The organism is Kribbella sp. NPDC050241 (assembly GCF_044459685.1).
In the GTDB taxonomy this organism is placed as follows: Bacteria; Actinomycetota; Actinomycetes; order Propionibacteriales; family Kribbellaceae; genus Kribbella.
The window spans coordinates 37,196-60,909 of the sequence record NZ_JBITJE010000008.1 but is presented as its reverse complement, the minus strand read 5'-3'; the positions used below and the strand labels follow the sequence as shown (position 1 = coordinate 60,909).

At 68.7% G+C, this 23,714-nt stretch carries 26 protein-coding genes; 15 read left to right on the top strand and 11 right to left on the bottom strand.

The features are described from left to right. Positions 1 to 46: 46 nt before the first annotated feature. From ACIBG5_RS31190 to ACIBG5_RS31180, 3 genes are all read left to right on the top strand, one after another. Complete coding sequence (locus tag ACIBG5_RS31190) at positions 47 to 682, top strand: hypothetical protein (RefSeq protein WP_396395074.1); 636 nt, start codon at positions 47 to 49, stop codon at positions 680 to 682. A gap of 77 nt (positions 683 to 759) precedes the next feature. Further along, on the top strand, positions 760 to 1,293 hold the full coding sequence (locus ACIBG5_RS31185) for a hypothetical protein (RefSeq protein ID WP_396395073.1): 534 nt from the start codon (positions 760 to 762) through the stop codon (positions 1,291 to 1,293). Beyond that, complete coding sequence (locus ACIBG5_RS31180; RefSeq protein ID WP_396395072.1) at positions 1,290 to 2,258, top strand: alpha/beta hydrolase fold domain-containing protein; 969 nt, start codon at positions 1,290 to 1,292, stop codon at positions 2,256 to 2,258. Before ACIBG5_RS31185 ends, ACIBG5_RS31180 begins: the two co-directional genes overlap by 4 nt. 277 nt (positions 2,259 to 2,535) lie before the next feature. On the opposite strand, the gene ACIBG5_RS31175 is transcribed toward ACIBG5_RS31180, so the two are convergent. Together ACIBG5_RS31175 and ACIBG5_RS31170 are read right to left on the bottom strand one after the other, a co-directional pair. Continuing rightward, positions 2,536 to 3,207, bottom strand: a complete 672-nt coding sequence (locus ACIBG5_RS31175) for a hypothetical protein (protein WP_396395071.1) — start codon at positions 3,205 to 3,207, stop codon at positions 2,536 to 2,538. Positions 3,208 to 3,223: 16 nt separating this feature from the next. Beyond that, entirely contained in the window at positions 3,224 to 4,105 is an 882-nt protein-coding gene (locus tag ACIBG5_RS31170) for a LysR family transcriptional regulator (RefSeq protein ID WP_396395070.1), read from the bottom strand. 93 nt (positions 4,106 to 4,198) lie between these two features. Here ACIBG5_RS31170 and ACIBG5_RS31165 point away from each other — a divergent pair, with 93 nt between their 5' ends. Genes ACIBG5_RS31165 through ACIBG5_RS31155 form a run of 3 tightly spaced genes read left to right on the top strand, consistent with a single transcriptional unit; the run spans position 4,199 to position 6,089 of the window. Continuing rightward, positions 4,199 to 4,717: a dihydrofolate reductase family protein gene (locus ACIBG5_RS31165; RefSeq protein ID WP_396395069.1), complete on the top strand. Its 519-nt coding sequence runs from the start codon at positions 4,199 to 4,201 to the stop codon at positions 4,715 to 4,717. Then, the gene (locus ACIBG5_RS31160) at positions 4,717 to 5,361 is read left to right on the top strand and encodes an HAD family hydrolase (RefSeq protein WP_396395068.1); all 645 of its coding nucleotides are present in this window, start codon (positions 4,717 to 4,719) and stop codon (positions 5,359 to 5,361) included. The genes ACIBG5_RS31165 and ACIBG5_RS31160 overlap by 1 nt, the downstream gene beginning before the upstream one ends. Before the next feature lie 14 nt (positions 5,362 to 5,375). Then, positions 5,376 to 6,089 (top strand): 2OG-Fe(II) oxygenase, encoded by a 714-nt coding sequence (locus ACIBG5_RS31155; protein ID WP_360452452.1) that lies wholly within the window; start codon positions 5,376 to 5,378, stop codon positions 6,087 to 6,089. On the opposite strand, the gene ACIBG5_RS31150 is transcribed toward ACIBG5_RS31155, so the two are convergent. After that, on the bottom strand, positions 5,988 to 6,818 hold the full coding sequence (locus ACIBG5_RS31150) for a helix-turn-helix domain-containing protein (RefSeq protein WP_396395067.1): 831 nt from the start codon (positions 6,816 to 6,818) through the stop codon (positions 5,988 to 5,990). The two genes, ACIBG5_RS31155 and ACIBG5_RS31150, sit on opposite strands and share 102 nt — an antisense overlap. 227 nt (positions 6,819 to 7,045) lie before the next feature. On the opposite strand from ACIBG5_RS31150, the gene ACIBG5_RS31145 reads away from it, so the two are divergent. Both ACIBG5_RS31145 and ACIBG5_RS31140 read left to right on the top strand, forming a co-directional pair. Beyond that, entirely contained in the window at positions 7,046 to 7,711 is a 666-nt protein-coding gene (locus ACIBG5_RS31145) for a hypothetical protein (protein WP_396395066.1), read from the top strand. A 32-nt stretch (positions 7,712 to 7,743) separates the two neighbouring features. Then, positions 7,744 to 10,020: a DPP IV N-terminal domain-containing protein gene (locus tag ACIBG5_RS31140; protein WP_396395065.1), complete on the top strand. Its 2,277-nt coding sequence runs from the start codon at positions 7,744 to 7,746 to the stop codon at positions 10,018 to 10,020. Positions 10,021 to 10,064: 44 nt separating this feature from the next. Here the strand turns inward: ACIBG5_RS31140 and ACIBG5_RS31135 are convergent, their stop codons facing one another. From ACIBG5_RS31135 to ACIBG5_RS31125, 3 genes are read right to left on the bottom strand one after another with little or no spacing between them, the layout of a single operon-like run. Beyond that, on the bottom strand, positions 10,065 to 11,057 hold the full coding sequence (locus tag ACIBG5_RS31135) for a Gfo/Idh/MocA family protein (protein WP_396395063.1): 993 nt from the start codon (positions 11,055 to 11,057) through the stop codon (positions 10,065 to 10,067). Next, positions 11,054 to 12,064 (bottom strand): alcohol dehydrogenase catalytic domain-containing protein, encoded by a 1,011-nt coding sequence (locus ACIBG5_RS31130; RefSeq protein ID WP_396395062.1) that lies wholly within the window; start codon positions 12,062 to 12,064, stop codon positions 11,054 to 11,056. Before ACIBG5_RS31130 ends, ACIBG5_RS31135 begins: the two co-directional genes overlap by 4 nt. Before the next feature lie 22 nt (positions 12,065 to 12,086). Further along, a complete protein-coding gene (locus tag ACIBG5_RS31125) occupies positions 12,087 to 12,719 on the bottom strand; it encodes a hypothetical protein (RefSeq protein ID WP_396395061.1) in 633 nt (210 codons plus the stop codon). 26 nt (positions 12,720 to 12,745) lie between these two features. On the opposite strand from ACIBG5_RS31125, the gene ACIBG5_RS31120 reads away from it, so the two are divergent. From ACIBG5_RS31120 to ACIBG5_RS31110, 3 genes are read left to right on the top strand one after another with little or no spacing between them, the layout of a single operon-like run. Beyond that, positions 12,746 to 13,189 carry a GNAT family N-acetyltransferase gene (locus ACIBG5_RS31120; RefSeq protein ID WP_396395060.1) on the top strand — a complete coding sequence of 148 codons (444 nt, stop codon included), beginning with the start codon at positions 12,746 to 12,748 and terminating at the stop codon, positions 13,187 to 13,189. Next, positions 13,182 to 14,069, top strand: coding sequence for an LLM class flavin-dependent oxidoreductase (locus ACIBG5_RS31115; protein ID WP_396395059.1), 888 nt, complete (start codon positions 13,182 to 13,184; stop codon positions 14,067 to 14,069). Before ACIBG5_RS31120 ends, ACIBG5_RS31115 begins: the two co-directional genes overlap by 8 nt. Before the next feature lie 34 nt (positions 14,070 to 14,103). Next, a complete protein-coding gene (locus tag ACIBG5_RS31110; protein WP_396395058.1) occupies positions 14,104 to 15,063 on the top strand; it encodes a formylglycine-generating enzyme family protein in 960 nt (319 codons plus the stop codon). Here the strand turns inward: ACIBG5_RS31110 and ACIBG5_RS31105 are convergent. The 3 genes from ACIBG5_RS31105 to ACIBG5_RS31095 are packed head-to-tail and all read right to left on the bottom strand — an operon-like array spanning position 15,060 to position 18,010. Then, positions 15,060 to 16,310, bottom strand: coding sequence for an MFS transporter (locus ACIBG5_RS31105; protein ID WP_396395057.1), 1,251 nt, complete (start codon positions 16,308 to 16,310; stop codon positions 15,060 to 15,062). The two genes, ACIBG5_RS31110 and ACIBG5_RS31105, sit on opposite strands and share 4 nt — an antisense overlap. Next, positions 16,307 to 16,804, bottom strand: a complete 498-nt coding sequence (locus tag ACIBG5_RS31100) for a MarR family winged helix-turn-helix transcriptional regulator (protein ID WP_396395056.1) — start codon at positions 16,802 to 16,804, stop codon at positions 16,307 to 16,309. Before ACIBG5_RS31100 ends, ACIBG5_RS31105 begins: the two co-directional genes overlap by 4 nt. 3 nt (positions 16,805 to 16,807) lie before the next feature. Continuing rightward, on the bottom strand, positions 16,808 to 18,010 hold the full coding sequence (locus ACIBG5_RS31095; RefSeq protein WP_396395055.1) for an MFS transporter: 1,203 nt from the start codon (positions 18,008 to 18,010) through the stop codon (positions 16,808 to 16,810). 77 nt (positions 18,011 to 18,087) lie between these two features. Here ACIBG5_RS31095 and ACIBG5_RS31090 point away from each other — a divergent pair, with 77 nt between their 5' ends. The 3 genes from ACIBG5_RS31090 (at position 18,088) to ACIBG5_RS31080 (ending at position 20,226) form a co-directional block, all read left to right on the top strand. Further along, positions 18,088 to 18,657 (top strand): TetR/AcrR family transcriptional regulator, encoded by a 570-nt coding sequence (locus ACIBG5_RS31090; protein ID WP_360456962.1) that lies wholly within the window; start codon positions 18,088 to 18,090, stop codon positions 18,655 to 18,657. Further along, positions 18,654 to 19,172, top strand: a complete 519-nt coding sequence (locus tag ACIBG5_RS31085) for an SRPBCC family protein (protein ID WP_396395054.1) — start codon at positions 18,654 to 18,656, stop codon at positions 19,170 to 19,172. Before ACIBG5_RS31090 ends, ACIBG5_RS31085 begins: the two co-directional genes overlap by 4 nt. A 76-nt stretch (positions 19,173 to 19,248) precedes the next feature. Next, positions 19,249 to 20,226 (top strand): aldo/keto reductase, encoded by a 978-nt coding sequence (locus ACIBG5_RS31080; RefSeq protein ID WP_396395053.1) that lies wholly within the window; start codon positions 19,249 to 19,251, stop codon positions 20,224 to 20,226. Between the two features lie 89 nt (positions 20,227 to 20,315). Here ACIBG5_RS31080 and ACIBG5_RS31075 read toward each other — a convergent pair whose 3' ends face one another. Then, complete coding sequence (locus ACIBG5_RS31075; RefSeq protein WP_396395051.1) at positions 20,316 to 21,341, bottom strand: LacI family DNA-binding transcriptional regulator; 1,026 nt, start codon at positions 21,339 to 21,341, stop codon at positions 20,316 to 20,318. Between the two features lie 33 nt (positions 21,342 to 21,374). Between ACIBG5_RS31075 and ACIBG5_RS31070 the strand changes: the two genes are divergently transcribed. Beyond that, positions 21,375 to 22,898 (top strand): alpha-N-arabinofuranosidase, encoded by a 1,524-nt coding sequence (locus ACIBG5_RS31070; RefSeq protein WP_396395050.1) that lies wholly within the window; start codon positions 21,375 to 21,377, stop codon positions 22,896 to 22,898. Here ACIBG5_RS31070 and ACIBG5_RS31065 read toward each other — a convergent pair. Further along, positions 22,882 to 23,703 carry a MerR family transcriptional regulator gene (locus ACIBG5_RS31065; protein WP_396395049.1) on the bottom strand — a complete coding sequence of 274 codons (822 nt, stop codon included), beginning with the start codon at positions 23,701 to 23,703 and terminating at the stop codon, positions 22,882 to 22,884. The genes ACIBG5_RS31070 and ACIBG5_RS31065 overlap by 17 nt on opposite strands. Positions 23,704 to 23,714: the final 11 nt, after the last annotated feature.

Below are 23,714 nucleotides of genomic sequence, written 5' to 3'. Positions count from 1 at the left end.
GATTCCTAGCGTCGAAGCATCGGAACTCCTTCGAGAGGTGGGAATCATGGACAAGTCAGTGATCCGCCCGTTCGCGGCGGCAGGGCTGGCCGGTGCCGTCCTGACGACGGTGGCCGGCATCGCGGTGGAGGCAGTCATCAAGCCCACGTCCGACGTACCGGACACCATGTGGAGCTACCCCTGGTGGAGCGACGCGCTGGCGCCGGTATCGATCGTGTACGCCGGGTTCCACCTGCTGGTGCTGCTCGGAATGATCGCAGTCGCCCGGAGCGTCAGCCGGCGCGCGGCACGGACCGGAACGACGCTGGCGGTGATCGGAACCTTCGTTCTGCTCCTGGCGGAGTTGGCGTCGATCCCGTTCGCGGACCAGCGCGCCGACGACACCGGGCCGCAGATCGTCGGAGGGACGTTCGCCTTCGGCGCGGTACTGACCGCGGTCGGCCTGACTGTCGCCGGGGTGTCCATCCTGCGATCGGGGCTGTGGGACGGATGGCGGCGGTACGTCGCCCTGGCCGCCGGAGTCTGGTCCTTCGTCCTGATCGGCCTGACCATGACCAGTGCTCTGGCCGCCGCGGTCGCGATCTACGGCGTCACGCTGAGCCTGCTGTTCTTCGCGGTCTACACCACGCCAACGCAGCCGGGCGACCGTCCCAGCCGCCTCCGCGCGCACGTCGAGCAGTAGCCGACCGGAAGCTGCGTGGATTGAGGACTTTGCTCAATCCACGCGGCGTGCGTCGTCCGTCCTGCTTGGCTGAACGCATGCGTACACCGACAACATCGCCGGCTGAAGCCGCGCGATTGATTCGTGCGGACCAGCGGTTGTTACTGGATCGGATCGACGGACTGAGCGAGGCCGAACTGCGGGCGCCGTACCGAGTGACTGCCGGGCCGCTCGGACACTTCTGCGATTCACTGCACGACCTGACCGCACACGTTCTGATGTGGGACGAGATCAACCTCGCCGTGCTCTGCGACGCCAAGGCCGGGCGGCTGCACTGGAGCCTCGACCGGCGGTGGGAGACGGCGGAGATCGGCAGCGCCCTCAACGTCGGCGGCGTCGAGGCTGGCCGGCACATCCCCTCCGACCTGCTCCTGCACCGCTTCCACAGCGTCGGCGCGGCGCTCCTCGCCGAGATCGAGCAGTACGACGAGGCCTCGTGGGCGGATCCTTCGACTGGCGGTGGGTTCGGCGGCGGTATCGGTGCTTTGGCCGAGTATGTCTGCACCACCCCGGACGGTTTCCTCTTCGCGCATGCGGCTCGTCACCTCACCCCGGCGGCGGTGCCGGCGTGAGTACCATTGCCGAGGGCATCGAGATCGTGGATCTGCCCGCATTCAAAGCCGAGACCGACGCACTGCTCGAGCGCTTCGCTGCCGAACCGGCCGGTCCCGAGCTCGATCCGTACCAGGCGCTGCTGCTCGATCGGCAGGAGCTCCCCGACCCAGAGCTGGCCGGCGAGCGAGACCAACGCACCAGTGCCGACGACGTCACCATCGACCTTCCCGGGCGCACACTGCAAGCGCGGATCTATCGCTTCGCGGCCGGGCCGAGGCCCGTGCTGTTGTGGTTGCACGGCGGCGGGTTCATCGGCGGCGACCTGCGTGACATCGAGTACGCGACCTCCGGGATCGCTGCCGCAGGCAACGTCATCGTTGTTTCACTCAACTATCGCCTCGCACCCGAAGATCCTTTCCCTGCAGGGCTCCACGACGTCCGCGACACCTTGGGCTGGTTGCGCGATCACACCGCCGACCTCAACGGTGACGGCCGGATCGCGGTCGGCGGTCAGAGCGCGGGCGCCGCGCTTGCCGCTGGTGCTTGCCTGCTTGCACGGGACGACGGCCAGCCACTCCCCGACCGGCAGATCCTGTGCTACCCCAGCCTCGACCACGACCAGGACACCGAGTCGGTGCGCCTCTTCGACGGCACGTTCCTCAGCATCGCCGCCGACCGGTGGTCCGCACAGCAGTACTTCCCGGACGGCGAGTTGCCGGCGACCGCCGTACCGCTGCGTGCTGAAACGCTGGCAGGCTTACCGCCCGCGCTCCTGCTCGGGGCAGGGTGTGATCCGCTCCGGGACGACGCCCGTAACTATGCGACTCGTCTCGCCCAGGACGGCGTACCCAACCGGTTGGTCGAGTATGCCGACACCATGCATGCGTTCCTGAACTTCCCCGCCGTACTGTCCGCCGGCCGACACGCGGTGGAGCTCATCGGAGCCGACCTGCGGACGGCGTTCAGTGCACGCCGTTCATGAGCCGCCGGATCGGCTTCACCGCGCCGAGCATCACCACGACCGCGGCATAGAACAGGGTTCGTTCCGAACCGAACACCCGGTCCGCGAGCCAGGCCCCGAGGATCGTGGACAGGTAGACGAGACCGCCGTACGCACCGACGATGCTGGTGGCGGTCGTCTCGCTGATACCGAGTCCGCCCTGGTCGGCGGGGTAGTACAGGTAGATGAGCAGGATGCCCTGGATGCCGTAGAACGAGAACCGCTCCCACAGTTCGACCCCGCTCCCCCAGGTCTGCGGTCAGTGCTCGGCGCGATGCGTGAAGAACCTGGCCGGATCGCCGGCCGCGCGCGGACCGGAAGCGAGCCAGGCGGCGAACGCCTCGGGCTGCCGTCGCTCGAGCTCGTCCAGATACGCCCGGCGGACGTCGGCCACCCCGAGTCGCAGCTCGCGCCCGGTCGAACTCTGCAGTTGCTTGAAGCTCCGCCGCCATGCCAGGCAGAGCTCTTCGTCGGTCAGGTCGCGCACCGTGGGCTGTACGACATCCAGCTGCACGATCGTTGCCTCGTCGATCGACTCTACTTCGGGATACCGCCCCGTTTCCGGTTCCCGCGCCAGTTTCGGCATCGGCCAGATTCGTACGACGATCGGCGGCGATGTGGCGACCAGGAGTGCTAGCAGGACCAGCGTCTCGGCTCCCACTGCCGCGGCGTACCCGCAGATGGCCAGGACCAACAGCCCACCGAGCCCGGCCCAGCGTGGCGCCGCGCGGATCAGCTCCGCGGCCGGCAACTCGCGCGCCAGCCCGAAGCTGACATAGACCGCGCCGACCGTCATGGTCGAGATCAGTAAGGCGGCCAGATTGGTCGCCGGTGACACGAAGACAAGTGACGCGATGACGCCGATGGCGGCCAGCAGCCCTGCGGCTGCCCGCCAGATCTGGCTGTACCGCAGCCCGACACGCTCCAGCATGTGCTCCTGGTGCCCATCACGCCGTGCTTCCAACCGGCCCCGGCGGCGTGACGTTGCGCAGTGCTTCGATGAACGCCGCGGTGGCCGGCGGGTCCGGCGGATCGCCGTACGTCGCGAGGTAGATCCGGCGTACGACGGGCAGCTCGGTGGCGTGTACGCCCTCGGCGAGATGTGACCGCAACGCCATACCCGGCATGGTCGTGACCCCGAGCCCGGCGGCGACGAACGCCTGCTCCACGACGATGTCGTCGCTGGTGTAGGCGATCCGTGGCGTGAACCCCGCCTCGGCGCAGTGGCCGAGAAGCTCCCGCCGGCAGTTCACGCAGCCCGCGATCCAGGCCGAGTCCCGGTGGTCGGCGAGCGTCTCCCCGCTCCGGCTGCTGAGCAGGTACACCGGGTCGTCGAGGAGGTAGGTGTAGCGGATGCCGTCGTCCGGCGTGGCCTCGTCGTACCGGAAGACGATCGCGAGGTCGATCACCCCCTCGCGCAGCTGCTGGTGCGCGACGACGGGGTGCGCGTCGGCGAGCTCGAGTTCGATGTTCGGGTACCGGCGGCCGATCTCGGCCGCGGCCGGTGGAACGAGCACGCTGAGCGCCGAACTGAACGAGCCCACCCGGACCCGGCCGGTCTGCAGTCCGATCCGTTCGGCCAGTTCGGCGTCGGCGGCGTCGACCCGACCGATGATCTCCGCGGCGCGACGGGCGAGCAGCTCGCCTTCGGGCGTGAGGCGGATGCCCCGGCCGGCCTTCTGGACCAGCTTCGCGCCGGTCGCGGCCTCCAGCCGGGAGAGGTGATGACTGACAGTGGGCTGGGTGTAGTGCAGCGCCTCGGCCGCCGCGGTGACCGAACCGTGCGCGGCGACCGCGGCCAGCACGCGCAGCCGGACGAGATCGAGCATAGATCGATCGTATCTATGATTCCGGGCTCGCATTGGCATTGGACGCATACTTCCCGTCCCGGCAGGGTGGTGCGTAGTCGAAAGGAGATCACCATGACCGGCACAGTTGTCTGGCACATGACCATGTCCCTCGACGGTTTCATCGGAGACCGCGACGACAACCTCGACTGGAGTTTCGGCGGGACCGAGCCGTCCGAACTGGCGGCCGAGGTGATCGCCACCACCGGCGCGTTCCTGTGCGGCGGGCGCCGCATCGACCGCGTCGGCGAGAACCGGCCGTACGGCGGTGCGTGGAGCGGAGCGGTCCTGGTCTACACGCGCAAGGACCCGGCGACCAATCCGATCCCGGAGTTCACCTACGTGTCCGGCGACATCCGCGACGTGGTCGCCGACGGCCTGAAGGCGGCGAACGGCAAGAACCTGGTGGTCACCGGCGGAACCGTTCCACGCCTGAGCCTGGACGCCGGCCTCGTCGACCAGATCGTCCTCCACATCGTCCCCGTCCTCCTCGGCGAAGGCGTGCGCTTCTACGACAGCCCCGGCGTCGAGCCCACCAAGCTCGAGGTCCTCACCGAGGAACGCATGAACTTCCGCTTCAAGGTCCTCAAGTAGTGGCCGCACGAGTCGTCGTCCTCGACGCCATGGGCGTTCTGTACCGGCACGGGAACGTGGTGAGCGGCGTACTGATCCCTTACCTTCGCGACCTCGGGTGCACGGCGAGCGAGGACGAGATCCGCCGGCTGTACCGGCGCTGCACACTCGGAGAGTTGCCGACGGAGGAGTTCTGGGCGGCGCTCGGTGTCGGACACACGGCCTCCGATATCGAGTACTGCGGCCGCCATCAGTTGACCGTCGGCACGGTCGACACGCTGCGGTCGCTCCGTACAGCCGACGTGACTGTGCTGGTGCTGACCAACGACGCCGGGCCGTGGTCCGCCCACTTGCGCAGGCGTTTCGGGCTCGAGCCGTACGTCGACCACTGGTTCGTCAGCTCCGAGATCGGTGCCCGCAAACCCTCGCCTGCGGCGTACGACGCCGTGCTCGCACATCCGGGGGTCGAAGCGGGGAGTACGGTTCTGGTCGACGATCGGCCGACCAACCTCGCGGCCGCCTCCGCCGCCGGCTTCCGTCCTGTGCTGTTCCACAGCGAGGACACCGCCGCCAACCCGGTCCCGGACCTCGAGGTCACGAGTGCCCGGAGCATGGCGGACCTGCTCGACGTCCTGCTTGCTGCGACTCACACTCCGGCGGTCTGATCCGTTCCATCCCTATGACCGACAAATATGCACAGCGAGTGGCCAAGGCGGACTGGGACGCGGTGACCGCCGGGGTGAACGATCTCGGGTGTGCGTTGCTGCCGCGGCTGCTGACGCCCGCGGAGGCGACCGGGATCGCGCGACTGTACGACGACGTACAGCGGTTCCGGGCCACGATCGACATGGCGCGGCATCGGTTCGGCGAGGGGCAGTACCGGTACTTCGACCGGCCGTTCCCCGAGGCGGTGGAGGCGTTGCGGCAGGCGCTGTATCCGCGGTTGTTGCCGATAGCAAGGGATTGGTACGGCAAGCTCGGGCGGGACGCGGAGTGGCCGGACACGTTGGACGAGTGGCTCGAGATGTGCCACCAGGCCGGGCAGACGCGGCCGACGCCGATCCTGCTGCGCTACGGCCCGGGCGACTGGAACGCGCTGCACCGCGACCTGTACGGCGACAAGGTCTTCCCGCTGCAGGTCGTGATCAACCTCAACGACCCAGGCGTCGACCACACCGGCGGCGAGTTCCTCCTGGTCGAGCAACGCCCGCGCGCCCAATCCCGCGGTACGGCGACCCTCATCCCCCAAGGCCACGGCCTCGTTTTCACCACCCGAGACCGCCCGGTCGCCTCAACTCGAGGCTGGTCCGCCTCCCCCGTCCGCCACGGCGTGTCCCCCATCCACACCGGCCACCGCCACACCCTCGGCCTCGTCTTCCACGACGCGACCTGAGCCCACCCGTGTGGGTGCTTCCGGGGTCGAGTAGAGGATTTCGCGGGCTTGCTCCGCGGCTCGGGCGATGCTTTCGCCGACGAAGTCGACGAAGCGGGCGATGTTCTCGAGGCGGCCGGCAGCGGGGGTGCCTGAGCCGAGGACGCTGACGCCCTGCCGTGCGGTCTCGGCGAGCCGGGCGTGAGAGCGGGCGCTGGCGATCATCGACTGGTACCAGACGTCGGCGTCGACGACGTACCGCTCGCGGCGGCGTTCGTCGCGTTCCCGGCGGATCAGCCCCTGACTCTCCAGGAACGCGCTCGCCTTGGAGACCGATGCCGGGCTGACCTGGAGACGCTGGGCGAGCTCGGACGCGGTGAGGCTGCCCTCGTCCGCGATGGTGAGGGCCGTCAGCACCCGCGACATCATCTTCGGCAGGCCGGATTGCATGACGAGAGTGGTGAACGCCTCCTCGTACTCACGCACCGCCTCGGCATCACGTCCGTGGCCCTGCGGAGGCGCCTGCTGCCCGCGTGGAGCGGTCTGCCTGCGCTGGTGGGCGCGGCGTTCGGTGGCGCGGTGGGCCAGGTCGGCACGGTAGGCGGTCGGACCGCCGTTTCGCATCACCTCACGCGTGATCGTCGAGGTCGGGCGGTCGAGACGCCTGGCGATCTCCGCGTAGGCGAGCCCGTCGGCCAGCCCCAGCGCGATCTGCTGGCGGTGTTGCTGGGTGAGCCTGCCTCCCGGCATCGCGATCTCCCTCCAGGTTTCGCTGACGCCGAAACAATAGCGTTCACTCTCCTTCCAATGCAACGATCTAGGCATTTGAGCGTTGCATTAAAACCACAACTGTTGCAACGAAATTCGTGTTCTGACCTGCGCGGATGTCGATTCTGCGCAACGATTGCGTTGCCAGATCCTCAAACGCAACGTAGCGTTTCCGGTGTCAGAAACCACTGGTCCAGGAGGACAGCACGATGCAGAAGTTCGACACCCCCACAACGATCTCCACCGTCCTCGACATCCCGGCAGGACGCCTTCAGTTCATCGCCGCCGACCGTTCCGACACCACGGTCGACGTCCGGCCGTCGAACGCCTCGAAGAGCCGCGACGTGAAGCTCGCGGAGCAGACCACGGTCGAGTACGCCGACGGCGTACTGCGGATCGAGGCCCCGACGACCACCCAGATCCTCGGCAGCTCCGGGTCCATCGAGGTGACCGTCCAGCTCCCCGCGGGCTCCGGCATCGAGGCCAAGGCGGCCAGCGCCGAGTTCCGCGGCGTCGGACGCCTCGGCGACGTCGCCTACGACAGCTCGCACGGCGCGATCAAGATCGACGAGGCCGCGAGCCTCCGCCTGGCCACCCAAGCCGGTGACGTCTCGGTCGGCCGTCTGAACGGCTCCGCCGAGATCACCACCGCGAAGGGCGACATCACGATCGCCGAGGCAGTGCGCGGCGACGTCGTACTACGCACCCAGGTCGGCAACGTGTCGGTCGGTACCGCCGCCGGAGTCTCCGCCTCGCTGGACGCCGGCACCACCGTCGGCCGGATCCAGAACTCGCTCAAGAACACCGGCGACGCGACCGACCTGACCATCCACGCCACCACCACCCAGGGCGACATCACCGCCCACAGCCTCTGAAGCGCACCGATCACCGACAAGGAACCCAGAGAATGACCACCACGCAGGACTACCAAGCCGCCGAGCAGCTCCTCCGCCGACCCGCCCGCCCCGGCGAGCTCGTCGTCGGCGACAAGGTCAGGCCGCAGTGGATCGACGGAGGCGCCCGGTTCTGGTACGCCGTGAGCACCGGCGCCGGCAAGCGGTTCGTCCTGGTCGACCCGCCGGCGGGCACTCGCGAACCGGCCTTCGACCACGCTCGCATCGCCGCCGCGCTGACCGCCGCCTCCGGGCAAGAGGTCGACCCTGAGTCCCTTCCGTTCATGGGCATCGCACTCGCAGGAAACGCCGTCGAGTTCGACGCGTTCGGCGAGTACTGGCGCTGCAGCCTGGACACCTACACCTGCGAGCGGGCGGAGTTCACGCCGCCGGGCAACCCGCTGGAGGTCCCATCGCCGGACAACAAGGTCGCGGTTTCCCGGAGGGGGCACGACCTGTGGGCGCGCTCGCTGTCCGACGGGCGCGAGTGGGCGCTGACCACCGACGGCGAGCCCGACTACCAGTACGGCGCCGGCCCGGCCAGCACCGGCAACAGCACCCTGCTGCGCAAGATCGGTCTGCCGTACATGCCGCCTGCGGTGGCCTGGTCGCCGGACTCGACGAAGGTGTTGGCGCACCGGACCGATGAGCGCAACGTCCGGCAGACCCACCTCGTGGAGGCCAGGCCCGCCGACGGCAGCGCACCGGTCCTGCACACCCAGCGGTACGCGTACCCCGGCGACGAGCACATGCCGCAGGCCGAGCTGGTCGTACTGGACCCTGCCGAGGGCACCGTGGTCCGCGCACAGACCGCGCCGCTCCTGATGCCGCAGGTGTCGCCGATCATGGCCAAGTGGGCGTGGTGGGCTCCGAACGGCTCGGCGGTGTACTACCTCGACCGGCCCCGCGACCTGCGCACGCTCACTCTGTACCGGCTGGACCCGACCACCGGCGAGGTCACCACTGTGGTCAGCGAGACCGGGGACAGCAGGGTCGAACCCAACCAGTGGCTGTTCGAGCCACCGATCGTGCAGGTGCTGGCCGACGAGGTGCTGTGGTACTCGCAGCGAGACGGCTGGGGCCACCTGTACCGGTTCGACCTGCACACCGGCGAACTGCTGGGGCAGGTCACCTCCGGGCACTGGGCGGTGCGGCAGATCCTGCGCGTCGACGAGGCCGAGCGCGTGGTGTACTTCGTTGCGTCCGGGCTGGTTGACGACGATCCGTACCGGCGTACGGTGTGCCGCGTCGGTCTGGATGGCACCGGCTTCGCCAAGGTCACCGACGACGAGCTGGACCACGTCGTCACGCCGGTGGCCAACCCGGCGTACTTCATTGACTCCGCGTCCACCGTTGACGTCGCACCAGTGTCGCGCGTCGTCGACTGGACCGGGCGGGTGGTGGTCGAGCTGGAGCGCGCCGATATCGGCAAGCTCATCGCCACCGGCTGGACGGCGCCCGAACGGTTCCGCGTGAAGGCGGCCGACGGAGTGACGGACATCTACGGCGTGCTGTACCAGCCGCGGGGATTCGATCACGCGCAGCGGTATCCGGTGGTGGACACCCTCTATCCGGGCCCGCAGGTCAACCGGGTCGCGCCGGGCTTCGACCCCGGTGGGATGGGCCTCGACGCGGAACCGCTCGCGGCGCTCGGCTTCGTGGTGATCGCGCTGGACGGCCGCGGCACTCCTGGGCGGAGCAAGTCCTTCCACGATGCCTCGTACGGTCACGTGGCCGACGCGGGCTCGCTGGCCGACCATGTCGCGGCGCTGCAGCAGTTGGCCGAGACCCGGCCGTGGATGGACCTGGACCGAGTGGGCGTGTTCGGTCACTCCGGGGGCGGGTTCGCGGCTGCGCGGGCGATGCTGGACTTCCCCGAGGTGTACAAGGCCGGCGTCGCCATGTCCGGCTCGCACGACCTCCGCTACTTCAACCTGGGCTTCGCGGAGACGTACGACGGAGCCGACAACCCCGACGCTTGGGCTGCTGCCTCGAACGTGGACATCGCGGACCGGTTGGCCGGCAAGCTCCTGCTCATCCACGGCGAGATGGACGACCAGGTCCACCCGCACCACACGCTGCGACTGGCCGACCGACTCGTTGCCGCAGACAAGGACTTCGAACTGCTCGTCGTCCCCGGGGCCGAGCACACCCTGATCGACTGCCTCGCCTACGTCCGCAAGCGCTCCTGGGACTTCCTGGTCCGCGAACTGACCGGCACCCAACCCCCCACCTACCGCCCCACCCCCATAACCCTCAGCCCAGAACTACTGGCCGACCTCTTCGCCTGAGCGTTCCGGTCGACGGGAGGGGTGTCTGGGCATCCCTCCCGGGTTCAGGCCGGGGCGAATTCTTCTGTGTCTACTCGGGTTCCGCGCTCGTAGGAGGCTATGGCGGTTTGGGCCAGTTGGAGGGCTCGGCGGCCGGCGGTGGCGGGGATGGGGGGTGGGGCGCCGGTCTGGAGGGCGGTGATGATGTGGTCGACGTGACGGTCGAAGGTGGAGTGGAACGAGCGGGCCTCGTCGTTGAAGTAGCCCGCTTCCCACACACTGCTCGTCTCGTCCCCGGCCCGGGACAGCGCGAGACGCCGTACCGTGTCGTGGATCGTGAGACGGCCCGCGGTGCCGTTGATCTCGATCAGCTGGCTGTCCGGATAGGCGTACGACGAGTCGTAGCTGCCGAGAATGGTGCCGACGGCATCGTTCTCGAACCCGAGCGCCAACGCCACCGTGCTGTACGCCCCGTACGTCTTGCGAGTCATCTGCGCGGCGATCGACCGGATCGGCCCACCGAGATGCTCGAGCATGTCGAACCCGTGGCACTGCGTCTCGATCAGGTTCGCGTGCGGCGACTCCCCGTAGTTCGCCTCGCCGCCGAACCGCCAGGTGAGAAAGAGCAGTTCGCCGAGTACGCCGTCCTGGATCGCCCGCTGCGCGCGGACGACGGGCTCGGCGTACCGGTGGTTGAAGTTGATCCCGAAGAAGATCCCGCGGTCCTCGGCCCGCCGCAGGAGCTCGTCGGCCTCGGCCAGGTCGAACACCAGCGGCTTCTCGACCAGCAGGTTCGCGCCCGCGTCGATCAGCGCGAGTGTCGGCTCGAAATGCCCCTCGTTGGGCAGGCAGACCGTGACCAGGTCCGGCCGCGTCTCCTTGACCATCGCGCCGAGATCCGTGTACGGCGCCGTCTGGTACTCCGCCGCCCGTTCGGCCGCACTCGACGGGGTCCGCGCCGCGATCGCGACCAGCTCACAGTCGCTCCGGCCGGAGAAGATCCGGGCGTGCTGCCGGCCCCAGCCCCCGGCACCGACCACCGCAACGCGCACCGTCATCCGATCTCCTGGGTGATGACGACCTTGCCGGTCTGACCGGAGAAGAACAGCTCGAACGCGTTGCTCAACTCGCTCACGGGCAGACGATGGGTGATGACCTTGCCGATGTAGTCCGTCTGCGCTCGGAGGAGTTCGAGGTTCTCGGGAAGTTCGTCGTACCGGAAGTACTCGCTCCCCATGACCGCTCGCTCGGGCGCGATCAGATCGCGCGACACGTCGAGCGACAACCCCTCGCCGTGACCGACACAGATCAGTCCGCCCCGGCGGCTGCTCGCGGCGAGTGCGAGCTCGCGCGCCGCCTGCCGACCGGACGAGTCGAAGCTCATGTCGGCGCCCGCGGCGATGATGCCGTCCCGGTCGTCCGCCGCGAAGCTGACCGCACCGAGGCTCTCGGCGAACGTGCGCCGCCAGTTGCTGACGTCGGAGACGAACACCGGGAAGTCGGTGCCGAACCGGACCTTCGCCATCACCAGCAGGCCGAGACCGATCGGGCCGGCTCCCGCGACGAAGATGCTCTCGATGTCGGGGCGGATCCGCTGGGCCCGGCCGAGCGCGTGCGAACTGGTACCCATCACGTCGAGCAGCATGGTCGCGGTCGCCAGGTCGAGCTCGTCGCCGATCGGGAAGAAGTTGCTCTCGTGCACGACGGCGTACGGGCCGTAGCCGCCGTCGGTGTTCTGGCCGACGTCGCCGCGCTTGGCGAAGCACTGGTTGGTCGCGCCGACCCGGCAGCTGCGGCACTCGCCGCAGAAGTCCATCAGGTAGACGACGCCCCGGGTGCCCGGCGCGGTCGTCGTCCCGGGACCGGCGTCGGCGACGATGCCGGCGGCCTCGTGGCCGGGGACGATCGGGCTGCCGTCGTAGTACTCGTGCCGGTCGGTGCCACAGATGGCGTTCGCGGCGATCCGCAGCCGCAACTCACCGGCACCCGGTTCGCGGTACTCGTGGTCGGTCCACTCGATCTTCGCGTCACCCCGGAACCGGGGGACGACGGCGGGGACGGGCATGCCGGACTCCATTCCTCAGTAGTCAGCCGGCAAGGGACTCGCAGATGTCCCAGGCGGATTGGCGAAGAAGCGCGGCGGTGTCCGCGTCGAGACCCTTCACCGGTACGTCGACGCCCACCGGGTCCTCGTTCAGCAGGGCGATGAGAAACACGCAGGCCGCGAGGTAGCTCCCGGCGAGCGCGGGGTGACTGTTGTCCGCGTCGTGCAGGGCGGGTTCGTCGTGGGTGCTGAGGAAGCGTTCCCACACCATGCCGACCGGGACGAGGGTCGCACCGAGCTCCACCGCACTTCCGGCGTACGCCGAAGTCAGCGCCTCCTGCGCTTCGGGAGCGTTCCGCCGGGCCCACGTCAGGTAGAGCGCGGTCCGCGCACCGGCTTCCTTGATCGCCGCGTCGAAGTCCCGCACGCTGTCCCGCATCCGCGCCGGACTCTTGACCGGCAACGTGCTCTGCTCCTGCAGTACGACGGTGTCGAACGACCCACCGGCGATCGCCTCGAGCGCCTTTCCGGCGTTCAGATGCTGCCGCAACGACGCACCACCGGCGGAGATCAGTTTGTGCTGGATATCGATCCCCCGCGCCCCGGCCAGGCCCTTGAGCAGTCCGGGCAGGTTGTTCCGCGACGTGAAGCTGTTCCCCACGAACAAGATGCGCACGAGAGGGACGCTACTACGCTGGGGCGATGGCTGAGCTGCGGATCGTGTCGGTGAGTGACGATGACACGTTGCTGGACTGGCAGCGGGTGCACAACGAGATCATCCCGACGGCGCCGCTGTCGGTCGACGACGTGCGGGGCCGGGTGACGCGACACGTGCTCGAGGTCGCGTACGACGGCGATCTGCTGGTGGGCAACTCGACTGTGCGACCACCGTCGGAGGAGACGGCTGCCGCGACTGTGATCGCCCGAGTACTCCCGGCGTACCGGCGGCGTGGGTTCGGCGAGGCGATCTATCAGCGCTGCCTCGAGCGCGCCCGTGAGCTGGGTAGTGACGGCATCGAGACGCACATCCTGGCCAGCAACGAGGACGGGCTGCGGTTCGCCAAGGCGCACGGATTCGTCGAAGTGGAGACGTACCTGCTGCCCGGCGACACTATTCCGTTCGTCGAACTACGACTCGATGAGTGAGGATGCGATCGTGCGCTTCTCGATCAACATTCCGAACTTCGGCGACTTCGCCGACGCCCACACGGTCGCGCGGGTGGCCGCCGCGGCCGAGGAGGCCGGCTGGGACGGACTCTTCCTCTGGGACCACGTCGTCCACAGCAAGGAACGGCGGAAAGGCCAGCCCTTCGGGGACCCGTGGATGCTGCTGACCGCGGCCGCGCTGGCGACGTCGCGGATCAAGCTCGGTCCGCTGGTGACGCCGATCGCGCGGCGACGGCCCGAACAGCTGGCGCGGCAGGTCGCGACGCTCGACGGGATGAGCGGCGGCCGAGTCATCTTCGGCGCCGGCCTCGGCGGGCCGATCGACGACGAGTTCGGCAGCTTCGGCGACGAGACCGATCCGAAGGTGCTGGCCGCGCGACTCGACGAGGGACTCGACGTACTCGCCCGGTACTGGTCCGGCGAGACTGTGAACCACCAGGGCGAGCACTACCGGGTCGATGACGTCACGTTGCTCCCGGCAACGGTTCAGACGCCGCGGCCGCCGGTCTGGCTCGCCGGGTACTGGCCGCGCAAGGCTCCGATGCGCCGCGCCGCCCGCTGGGACGGCGCCGTACCGCTGTTCCGCAGCGCCAACCACGGCGAGGCTCCGCCGGTCGAGGAGGTGCGCGAGCTGATGGCGTTTCTCCGCGACCAGGGCGCCGGCGCGACCACGCCGTACGACGTCATCGTCGGCGGGATCAGCCCGGCGGACCCGGCGCGGTCCCGCGCGCTGATCGAGCCGCTGGCCGAGGCCGGTGCGACCTGGTGGGACGAGCGCCAGCTCCTCGGCGGCACCGACTTCTACCGTCTGGACCCGGTCCTGCGCCGCATCGAGCAGGGTCCGCCCAGCCTGGGCTGACTGCGAGAAGGGCGCTAAACCTATCCTGGCTGGTATGAGCGAGGAACATCCGTCCTGTTGTGCGCCGTCCCGCCCGGTGGTGGGGATCTCGGCGCCGCCTCCCGTACCGGCCGCCGAGCCCGGGCGGCATGAGGTCGAGCAGGTGGCGCTGGCGGGTGGCGAGTTCGCGATGGGTGACGGGACCGGCGACGGCAACGCCGGCGATGGCGAGGTGCCTGTCCACCAGGTGCAGCTCCAGCCGTTCAGCATCGATGCGACGAGCGTGACCAACCAGGACTTCGAGCGCTTCGTCGAGGCGACCGGGTACCGGACGGAAGCCGAGACGTTCGGCTTCTCGGCGGTGTTCCATCTGGCCTTGAAGACCGAGCCGGCGGAGTTCATGGGTCCGGCCTCGGGTACGCCGTGGTGGGCTGGGGTGCGCGGCGCCGACTGGCGTCATCCGGGTGGGTCGTTGTCGGATCTGGACGGGCTCGACGACCACCCGGTCGTCCATGTGAGCTGGAACGACGCGGTCGCGTACTGCTCGTGGGCCGGGCGGCGGCTGCCGTCGGAGGCCGAGTGGGAGTACGCGTCCCGCGGCGGGCTCGAGGGTGCCCGGTACCCGTGGGGCGATGAGCTGATCGGGCCTGACGGCGAGTGGCGCTGCAACATCTGGCAGGGCGTGTTCCCGGAACGCAACGATCTCGAGGACGGCTACCTGACGACCGCGCCGGTCCGCACCTTCACGCCGAACGGCTACGGCCTGTGGCAGACGGTCGGGAACGTGTGGGAATGGTGCGCGGACTGGTTCGGCCCGCGGTACTACAAGTTCACCCCGGGCGAGGACCCGCGCGGCCCATCCCTCGGTGCCGCCCGGGTGATGCGCGGCGGCTCGTACCTGTGCCACGACTCGTACTGCAACCGCTACCGCAACTCGGCCCGCTCGTCGAACACCCCGGAGTCGTCGATGGGCAACGCCGGCTTCCGCACCGTCGCGCTCACCCCGCCGGCCTAGTCGGCCAGTTGCTCGTCGGGCGCCAGCTGCTCTTCGGGCGCCGGTTGCCGGAGGCCCGGAGTACTGGCCGCCACCGCCGCGACCGCGACGACACAGAGAATGGCGCCGGACGCGAGCGAGGCCACCGGTGACGTCAACTGGGCGACCACACCGCCGCGGAGGTTGCCCAGGTCCGGTCCCGCCTGACCGACTATTTGTTCCGCCGCGGTGACGCGACCGAGCAGTTCGTTCGGCGTGTGCAACTGGATGATCGTGCTGCGCGAGACGACAGACACCGTGTCGGCGGCACCGGCCACGGCGAGGAAGACCAACGCGAGCCAGGCCGTCGGCGCGAACGCGAACAGCAGAAGGGCGATCCCCCAGGCGGCGGAGGCGACCAGCATCACCACGCCGTGCCGCGGCAGCCGGGTGAACACACCGGACAGTACCGATGCCGCCACGCCGCCGACCGCGATCGCGGTCAGGAACAACCCGAGCGTCCGCGGATCGTTGCCGAACCGCTCCGCGTTGATCACCGGGAACAGGCTGACCGGCATCGCGAGAACCGTGGCCGCGAGATCAGTGATCAACGCTCCACGGATCACCGGCGTCGACACCAGGAACGCCAACCCGTCCCGCACACCCCGCAACCCCGCCCGCGCCACCGCCTCGACCCGCAGTCTCGGCAGACCGAGTACGCCGTACAACGCGGCGATGAAGCTGAGACAGTCGATCAGGTAGCAGGCCCCGGTCCCCCAGGCACTCACCACGAGACCGCCCACTGCGGGCCCGATCAACATCGGCCCCTGGAAGGCGATCCGGTTCAGCGCGATGCCACTGGAGAGCAACTCGCGCGGCAGCAACTGTGGCAGCACGGTCCGCGCCGCCGGCCCGCTCGCGGCCCCGAACGCCGCTTGCGCGGCCACCAGCCCGAGCAGTACGCCGACAGGCACCGAACCGATGATCAACTGACTCGCCATCAGGCCCGCCGTGACGAGCTGCCCAGTGGTGGTGATCAGGTAGAACCGCCGCCGCTCGAACCGGTCGACCGCCGCACCGGCCAACAGCCCGAGCAGGATCAACGGCAGGGCCTTCGACAACCCCACCGCACCGGTCCATGCCGCACTCGAGGTCTCGTCCCACACCTGGAACATCACCGCGACGAAGGCCAACTGCCCGCCGAAGGCGGACAGCATCTGCCCGGCCCAGAGCCGCCGGAACGCCGGCGAGACCCGCAGCGGGCGCAGGTCGATGAACGCCCGCATCATCGCTTCGGCGAGGGATCGCCCTCGAGTCCCTGCAGCTTCTCCGCGATCCGGTCGTGGAAGCTCTTCCGCGCCAGCGCCTCCTCGACGTCACGGACCACCTGCGTCATCGGATACGGGATCTCCGTCTCCAGTTCGGTGATCGCCGCCTCCGTCGCCCGCCACTCGGCCGCGAGCAGCTCGACGATTGCCTTGGACTTGGCGGTCAGCGTGACCTTCTTGCTGCGAGCGTCGGTCCCCGGCACGGTTCGCACCAGACCCGCGGTGCGCATCGCGGACACCTTCTGACTGAGGGCCGAATGCGTACGGCCGACCGACTCGGCCAGCTCGGTGATCGTCATCGGCCCCTTGGCCTGCAGCCGCAGCAGCTCCATCACGTAGGTCGGCTTCAGGCCCTTGATCTGCCGCTCGGTGTAGATGCGCGCGATCTCGGCATCCATCCGGGCCTGCAACTGGTACAGGCCACGCCACTGACTCTGTTCGGTCGGATCGTCCATGCCCTACATCGTAACAGCACTTATATAAGCTCTGTCAGATCCGGCCCGGCGGCTCGCCCTGCGGATCCAGACGACGGCGAGCACCGCGGCGGCGAGGCTGATGCCCGCGAGCGCCGCGAAGCCGTAGTGCGTGCTGGTGCGGTCCGTGATCGCGGACGTGACCAGCATGACGACGACCGTCGTGGCCAGACCGTAGCCGTTGGCGACACCGAACGCGCGCCCGACCTGGGACTCGTCCACCGACGTCATCAGCAGCAGACGCGTCGCGATCCTGGCCTGGCCGAACACGAACGCGCCGACGAGCACGAGTCCCATCAGCGCACCAACACCGAACAGCGGCTGCAGCACAAGCAACGCGTTGCACCCGACGAACCCGATCAGCGCGACCCGCAGATCACCCAGCCGTACGGCGGAACGCCGGTAGGCCATCGCGGCGAGTAGGAACCCGGCACCCCCGAGGGCGTCCACGACACCGACCACAGCCGCACCGCGATGCCACTCACCGACAATCAGGACGGGCAGCAGCGCGTTGAACACCGTCACCACCACCAGCCCCTGACCGTAGAGCAATGCCAGCGCTCCGACCGGCAACCTGACCACCACTCGCTTGGTCACCGACGGCGTCTCGACCACCGTCCCGGTCCGCCGGCGACGGGCGCCGACGGCAACAACAAGCAGCGCCGAGGCAACGAACGTGATCCCGTTGAACACGAACAGCGGTGTGGAACCGAAGTACTGCAAGGCGAATCCGCCGACCGATGCCGACAGCAACATCCCGCTCTGCAACGCGATCTCGTAGTGCCCGTTGAAGCGGCGCAACTCCGGCGCCGGCACTCGCTCCCGCACCAGCGCGGCGCTCACCGGCATGAACAGCGCGGCCACCACGGCCAGCGCGAAGTTGCTCGCGTACACGACGGCCTGCTGCGGCGCGCCGACGGCCAGCCCGATCGGCAGACCCAGCGCCGCGACCGCGCTGACGACGTCGCAACCGATCCACAGCAACCGCCGGTCGAGCCGATCCGCCAGCCGGCCGAAGTACGGCGACAACACCGCCTGCGGCACGGCGACGGCGATGAACAGCCAGCCGACGTCGAGCATCGACCCCTGCGCCCGGACGAGCAGCAGCGCGGCGCCGATCAGTTGGATGTTGTTCCCCAGGGAAGTGATGAAGGCTGCGGGCAGCAGCAGTCTGTGCGATCTGATCACCCGCCCGACGCTGCCACCAATCACTGACAAGCGATGTCAGCCTTGTTTTTCGATACCGCAGTAGCGAAAATGGAGAAATGGTGAGAGGACGACCGAGGGATGCCGGCGTCGAGGCACGCGTGCTCGAGGCCGCCATGGCCGAGATGCGAGCCGGTGGGTACGACGGCCTATCGGTCGACCGGGTCGCGGACCGGGCCGGCGTGGCGAAGACGACGCTCTACCGCCGCTGGCCGTCCAAGGCCGAACTGGTGATCGCGATGATCACCGGCCTACGCGCTGCCGTGCCGTTCGAGCCGAGCGGCGACCCGCGCCGCGATCTCACCGAGCTGGTGACGGGCATCGCCACGACGCTGAGCGCCGTACCGACGACCCTGATCGCCGATCTGGCCGCGGCCGCGGCTCGGGAGCCGCGGGTCGGTGAGAGTGTCCGTGCCCTGTGGGGTGAGCGGCACGCGGCTGTCACCGCGGTCATCGGGCAGGCCCAGGCGGACGGTCTAGTCCCCGGGCACGCCTCTCCCGCCGTACTGGTCGACCAGTTGGTCGGGCCGCTGTACTACCGGCTCCTCGTCACGGGTGAGCCGATCGATTCCGCCTACGTGAGGGAGCTGGTCCACAGCACCCTCGGACCTGATCCGGAGAAGTCATGAAGAAGCGCCGTAAGATCCTGGTTGCCCTCGGCACCCTTGTCGTCCTGTTCGCCGGGTACACCGTCTACACGATCGTCCGGCCGTTCGTGCTGCACACCGAGCTCGACATCGCCGCGCCACCGGAGCAGGTCTGGAAGGTGCTCGCGGACCGGCAGGCGTACCCGGAGTGGAACCCGTTCATCGTGTCCTCCACCGGTGACCTGACGGCCGGCGGGACCATCACCAACGTCCTGCGCGACACCGACGGCAAGGAGCTCACCTTCTCGCCCAAGCTGCTCGTGGTCGAGCCGGGCAAGGAACTGCGCTGGATCGGCAAGGTCGGCTTCGGCGGCATCTTCGACGGTGAGCACTCGTTCCGCCTCGAGGCGCTGCCCGACGGCCACACCCGGCTGATCCAGCAGGAGACGTTCCGCGGCGCGGCCGTCCCCTTCACCCGCTCCATGCTCTCCGGCACCATCGAGCCCCAGTTCGTCGCGATGAACCACGCGCTGGCCGCCCGCGCGACCCGATCCTGATCCATGCACCATTCGCATCAACAGTGTGGAAAAGATTCATTGGACCGATGGAGCGATCCTTGGTTGGGTCGGTGTCATGGATATGCGCACGTTGGGACGAGTAGGGATCGAGGTCAGCCCGGTCGGTTTCGGGTGCTGGGCGATCGGCGGTCCGTTCAGCAATCCGGCCGGCGAGCCGCTGGGCTGGGGTGAGGTCGACGACCAGGAGTCGGTGCGCGCGATCCGGCGGGCGATCGACCTCGGCGTGACGTTCTTCGACACCGCCGATGTGTACGGCGCGGGTCACAGCGAGCGCGTGCTCGGCAAGGCTCTCGAGGGGCGGCGCGGCGAGGTCGTGATCGCGACCAAGTGGGGCAACACCTTCGACGAGTCGACGCGAGTCATGCACCATCAGGACGGCTCGGTCGAGTACCTGCACAAGGCTGTCCGGGCGTCGCTCGACCGGCTCGGCACCGACCACATCGACTTGTACCAGTTGCACTTCGACACCACCGACGAGATCGCGCTGCCGTTGCGGGAGGCGTGCGAGGAACTGGTCCGCGAAGGACTGATCCGCAGCTACGCCTGGAGCACTGACACGCTGCACAGCGCGGAGCTCTTCGCCGAGGGCGAGCACTGCTCGGCGGTGCAGCACGAGGCGAGTGTCCTGCACGATGCGTCGGACTTCTTCGCGCTCTGCGAACGGGCCGATCTCGCCAGCATCAACCGGACGCCATTGGGCATGGGCATCCTCGGCCGCCGCGCCGCGGACCGGCCGGCCACGGGCGCGGACATCCGCACGTTGCCGCCGTCGTGGCTGCGCTTCTTCGACAAGGGCGGCGTACCGGCTCCGGAATGGTGGGACAAGGTGTCGGCGATCCGGGACCTACTGGAGAGCGACGGCCGGACGCTGGCGCAGGGTGCGCTCGCGTGGCTGTGGGCGCGGAGCCCGCGGACCGTCCCGATTCCCGGCTTCCGCACCGTCGCGCAGGCCGAGGAGAACGCGGCCGCGATGTCGTTCGGTCCGCTTCGCGACGAGCAACTGGCCGACATCGAGAAGTTGCTGACGGAGTGAGCTGATCCGCTGGGTAGGACGTGCCCTCGTCTTGCCCAGCGGGCCGTTTATCGATATACCTCCTGTAGCGACAGGAGGTACATGTGCTGCTAGGTGATGGGTTTGGTGGTGCCGCGCCGGATCAGGTGCGCCGGCACGATCAGTTCCTGCGGGTCGCGGGTCGGGCCGCCGTTGAGCTGGGCGAGCAGCAGCGCGGTGATCGCGTCGGCCATCTCCTCGTGCCCGGGGTTGACGGTCGACAACGACGGGACCAGGTACGGCGCTTCGTCGATGTCGTCGAAGCCGACTACCTGGACGTCGTCCGGCACCCGCAGTCCGGCGTCGGCCAGCGCGCGCAAGGCGCCGATCGCGACGAGATCGGTGAGTGCGAAGACGGCATCGAAGCCGATCCCCCGCTCGAGCAGTCGCCGGACCTCGTCGTACCCGTCCTGGAGGCGGAATTGGCATCGAACGGTCAAGTCCGGATCCATCGGTACGCCGGCCTGGGTGTGCGCGAGCGCATAGCCCTCGGCACGCAGGGACGGCATGTTCGCCGAACCGGCCGGATCGCCACCGAGCATCGCGACGCGGCGGGCACCGGTGGCGAGCAGGTGCGCGGTCGCCTGCCGGGCCCCGTCGACGTTGTCCATCATCACGTGGTCGAACCCCGACGGCAGCGCCCGCTCGCCGATCATCACCACTGGCGCGTCGGTGCGGATCTGGGCCAGTTCGGCCGGGTCGATGTCGACCACACTGAGGATCAGGCCGTCGTACATCCGGAGCCGGGAGAACGCGACCGCATCCATCTCGCCCTCGCGGCTGGCGCCGGTCCGTTCCATCACGATCCGCAGGCCCTGCGCCTCGAAGCGATCCGCGAGCCGGCCCGCCAGTTGACCGAAGTACGGGCGCTCGAGTTCCGGAACCGCGAGGCCGACCACGCCGGTGCGGCCGGCGCGCAGGTGCCGGGCGGCCAGATTGACCTGGTAGCCGAGCTCGTTGATCGAGGCCAGGACCCGCTCCCGGGTCGCGGCACCGACCCGCGGCCGGCCGTTGATCACGTTCGAGACCGTCATCGTGGACACCCCCGCGGACCGCGCCACGTCGGCCATCGTCACCACGGTGGATGCCTTCTTCATGGCGACAACTGTAAGAGACCAAGGAGCTGAGTCATGTCGACTGCATCAGCAGCGCGCGTCGTGATCGATCTCGACGTCCCCGGTCCGGCCATCAGCCGGCACCTGTACGGGCACTTCGCGGAGCATCTCGGCCGCTGCATCTACGGTGGCTTCTACGTCGGCGAGGACTCGGACCTGCCGAACGAGGGCGGCATCCGGCTGGACGTCGTCGAGGCGCTGCGAGCGCTGGACATCCCCAACCTGCGCTGGCCGGGCGGCTGTTTCGCGGACGAGTACCACTGGAAGGACGGCATCGGGCCGAAGGCAGACCGTCCGTCGATGATCAACACCCATTGGGGAAATGTTGAAGAGAGCAACCACTTCGGCACCCACGAGTTCATGGCGCTGTGCGAGCTGCTCGGTGCCGATGCGTACGTGAACGGCAACGTCGGGAGCGGGACCGTCCAGGAGATGAGTGAGTGGGTCGAGTACCTCACCCGCGACGGTGACAGCCCGATGGTCAGGCAGCGCAAGGCCAACGGCCGCGACGAGCCGTGGAAGGTTCCGTTCTGGGGTATCGGCAACGAGGCCTGGGGATGCGGCGGCAACCAGCGCGCCGAGGCGTACGCCGATCTCGCCCGCCGCTACGCCACGTTCTGCCGCGACCATGGCGACAACAAGCTCTACCGGATCGCGGCGGGTGCCTCCAACGACGACCTGGCCTGGACCGAGGCGTTGATGAAGGCGGTGAGCTGCCTCGGCTGTGGTCGCACGCCGCGAAACATCTTCCAGGCCGTCTCGATCCATTACTACACGGTCGCCGGGACCTGGGACAGCAAGGGCAGCGCGACCGAGTTCGATGCCGAGGACTACTACCGCACGATCATCAAGGCGCAGGACATCGAGCGGGTCATCCGCGGCCACAAGGCGGTGATGGACGCCTACGACCCCGACCGGGCGATCGGCCTGGTACTGGACGAGTGGGGCACCTGGTGGGACGTCGAGCCGGGCACGAATCCCGGATTCCTGTACCAGCAGAACGCGATGCGCGATGCGCTGGTCGCGAGCCTGCACTTCGACGTGTTCCACCGGCACGCCGATCGGTTGACGATGGCAAACATCGCGCAGACCGTGAACGTGTTGCAGGCGATGCTGCTCACCGACGACGAGGGTGGTCTGGTCCGCACCCCGACGTACCACGTGTTCGAGATGAACAAGGGTCACCAGGATGCGGTGTCGGTCCCGGTCCATGTGGTCGAGCGGCCGGCGCCGTACGAGCTGGACGGGAAGACGATGGAGCTGCTGTCGGTGTCGGCAAGTGTCAAGGACGGGCAGGCACTGATCTCGGTCAGCAACCTGGATCCCGTTGCGCCGCTGGACGTCGTACTGGATCTGCGGGGTGGCGAGATCCGGAACCCGGCAGGACGGTTGCTCACGGCATCGAAACCGCAGGACCACAACACGCCGAGTGACCCGCAGGCGGTGGCTCCGGCTCCGCTCAGAGTGGAACCGGAGCCCCGCGGCCTGCGGGTCACCCTGCCGCCGCACTCGTTCGCGACGATCAGCTCGGCTTTGTGACCGGGATCTGGAACTCGTGCACCCAGTTCGCCGGGTTCTCCGGGTCGAACTGGAGCGTGACCTCGCGGGCGTAGCCATGGCTGCGGTACCCGTTGTCCTCGATCCAGCGGGCCAGCGTCTGGGTGCTGCGTTCAGCGTCCATCATGTCGCCCTGGTGCACGATGGTCGCGGCCTGTACGAGCTCGGGGAGTTCCACGATCTGGACGTCGGCGCCGGTGGCGCCGGCGTCGACGGGGACGGCCGCATGGACCAGGATCTTCTCGTTCTCGGCGTCCTCGTAGTACGCGACCGGCGAACCGCACGGGTTGACACCGGCCGCACAGAGGCGCTCGAACAGCTGGCCGAACAAGGGCTGGAGGACGGGACCGATGTCCGCACCGTCGTAGCTCGGCAACATGGCGGACAGTTCGGCGACCTGGGTCGCTGGGATGTGTTTCAGGACAACGTCGTCGGTAGGCATGTGACCTTCCTTCTCGATCAGGCGGAGCCTCGCCTCGACACTGACGAGTTGCGACGTACCGCGCGCCAGGTCGGCCTCCAGTTGCGCCTGGCGCAGCCGCAGCATGCCGCGGAGTTCCTCGGCGCTCAGCTTGGCGTCGACGATCTCCTGGACCTGCTGGAGGCTGAACCCGAGATCCTTCAGTGCGATGATCCGGTTCAGCCGGCTGAACTGGTCGGCCGAGTAGTAGCGATACCCGCTGACCGCATCGACCACGGCCGGCCGGAGCAACCCGATCGCGTCGTAGTGCCGAAGCATCCGGGGCGATACCTGCCCGAATGCCGCGAAGTCTCCGATGGTGAACATGCCCCCACCTT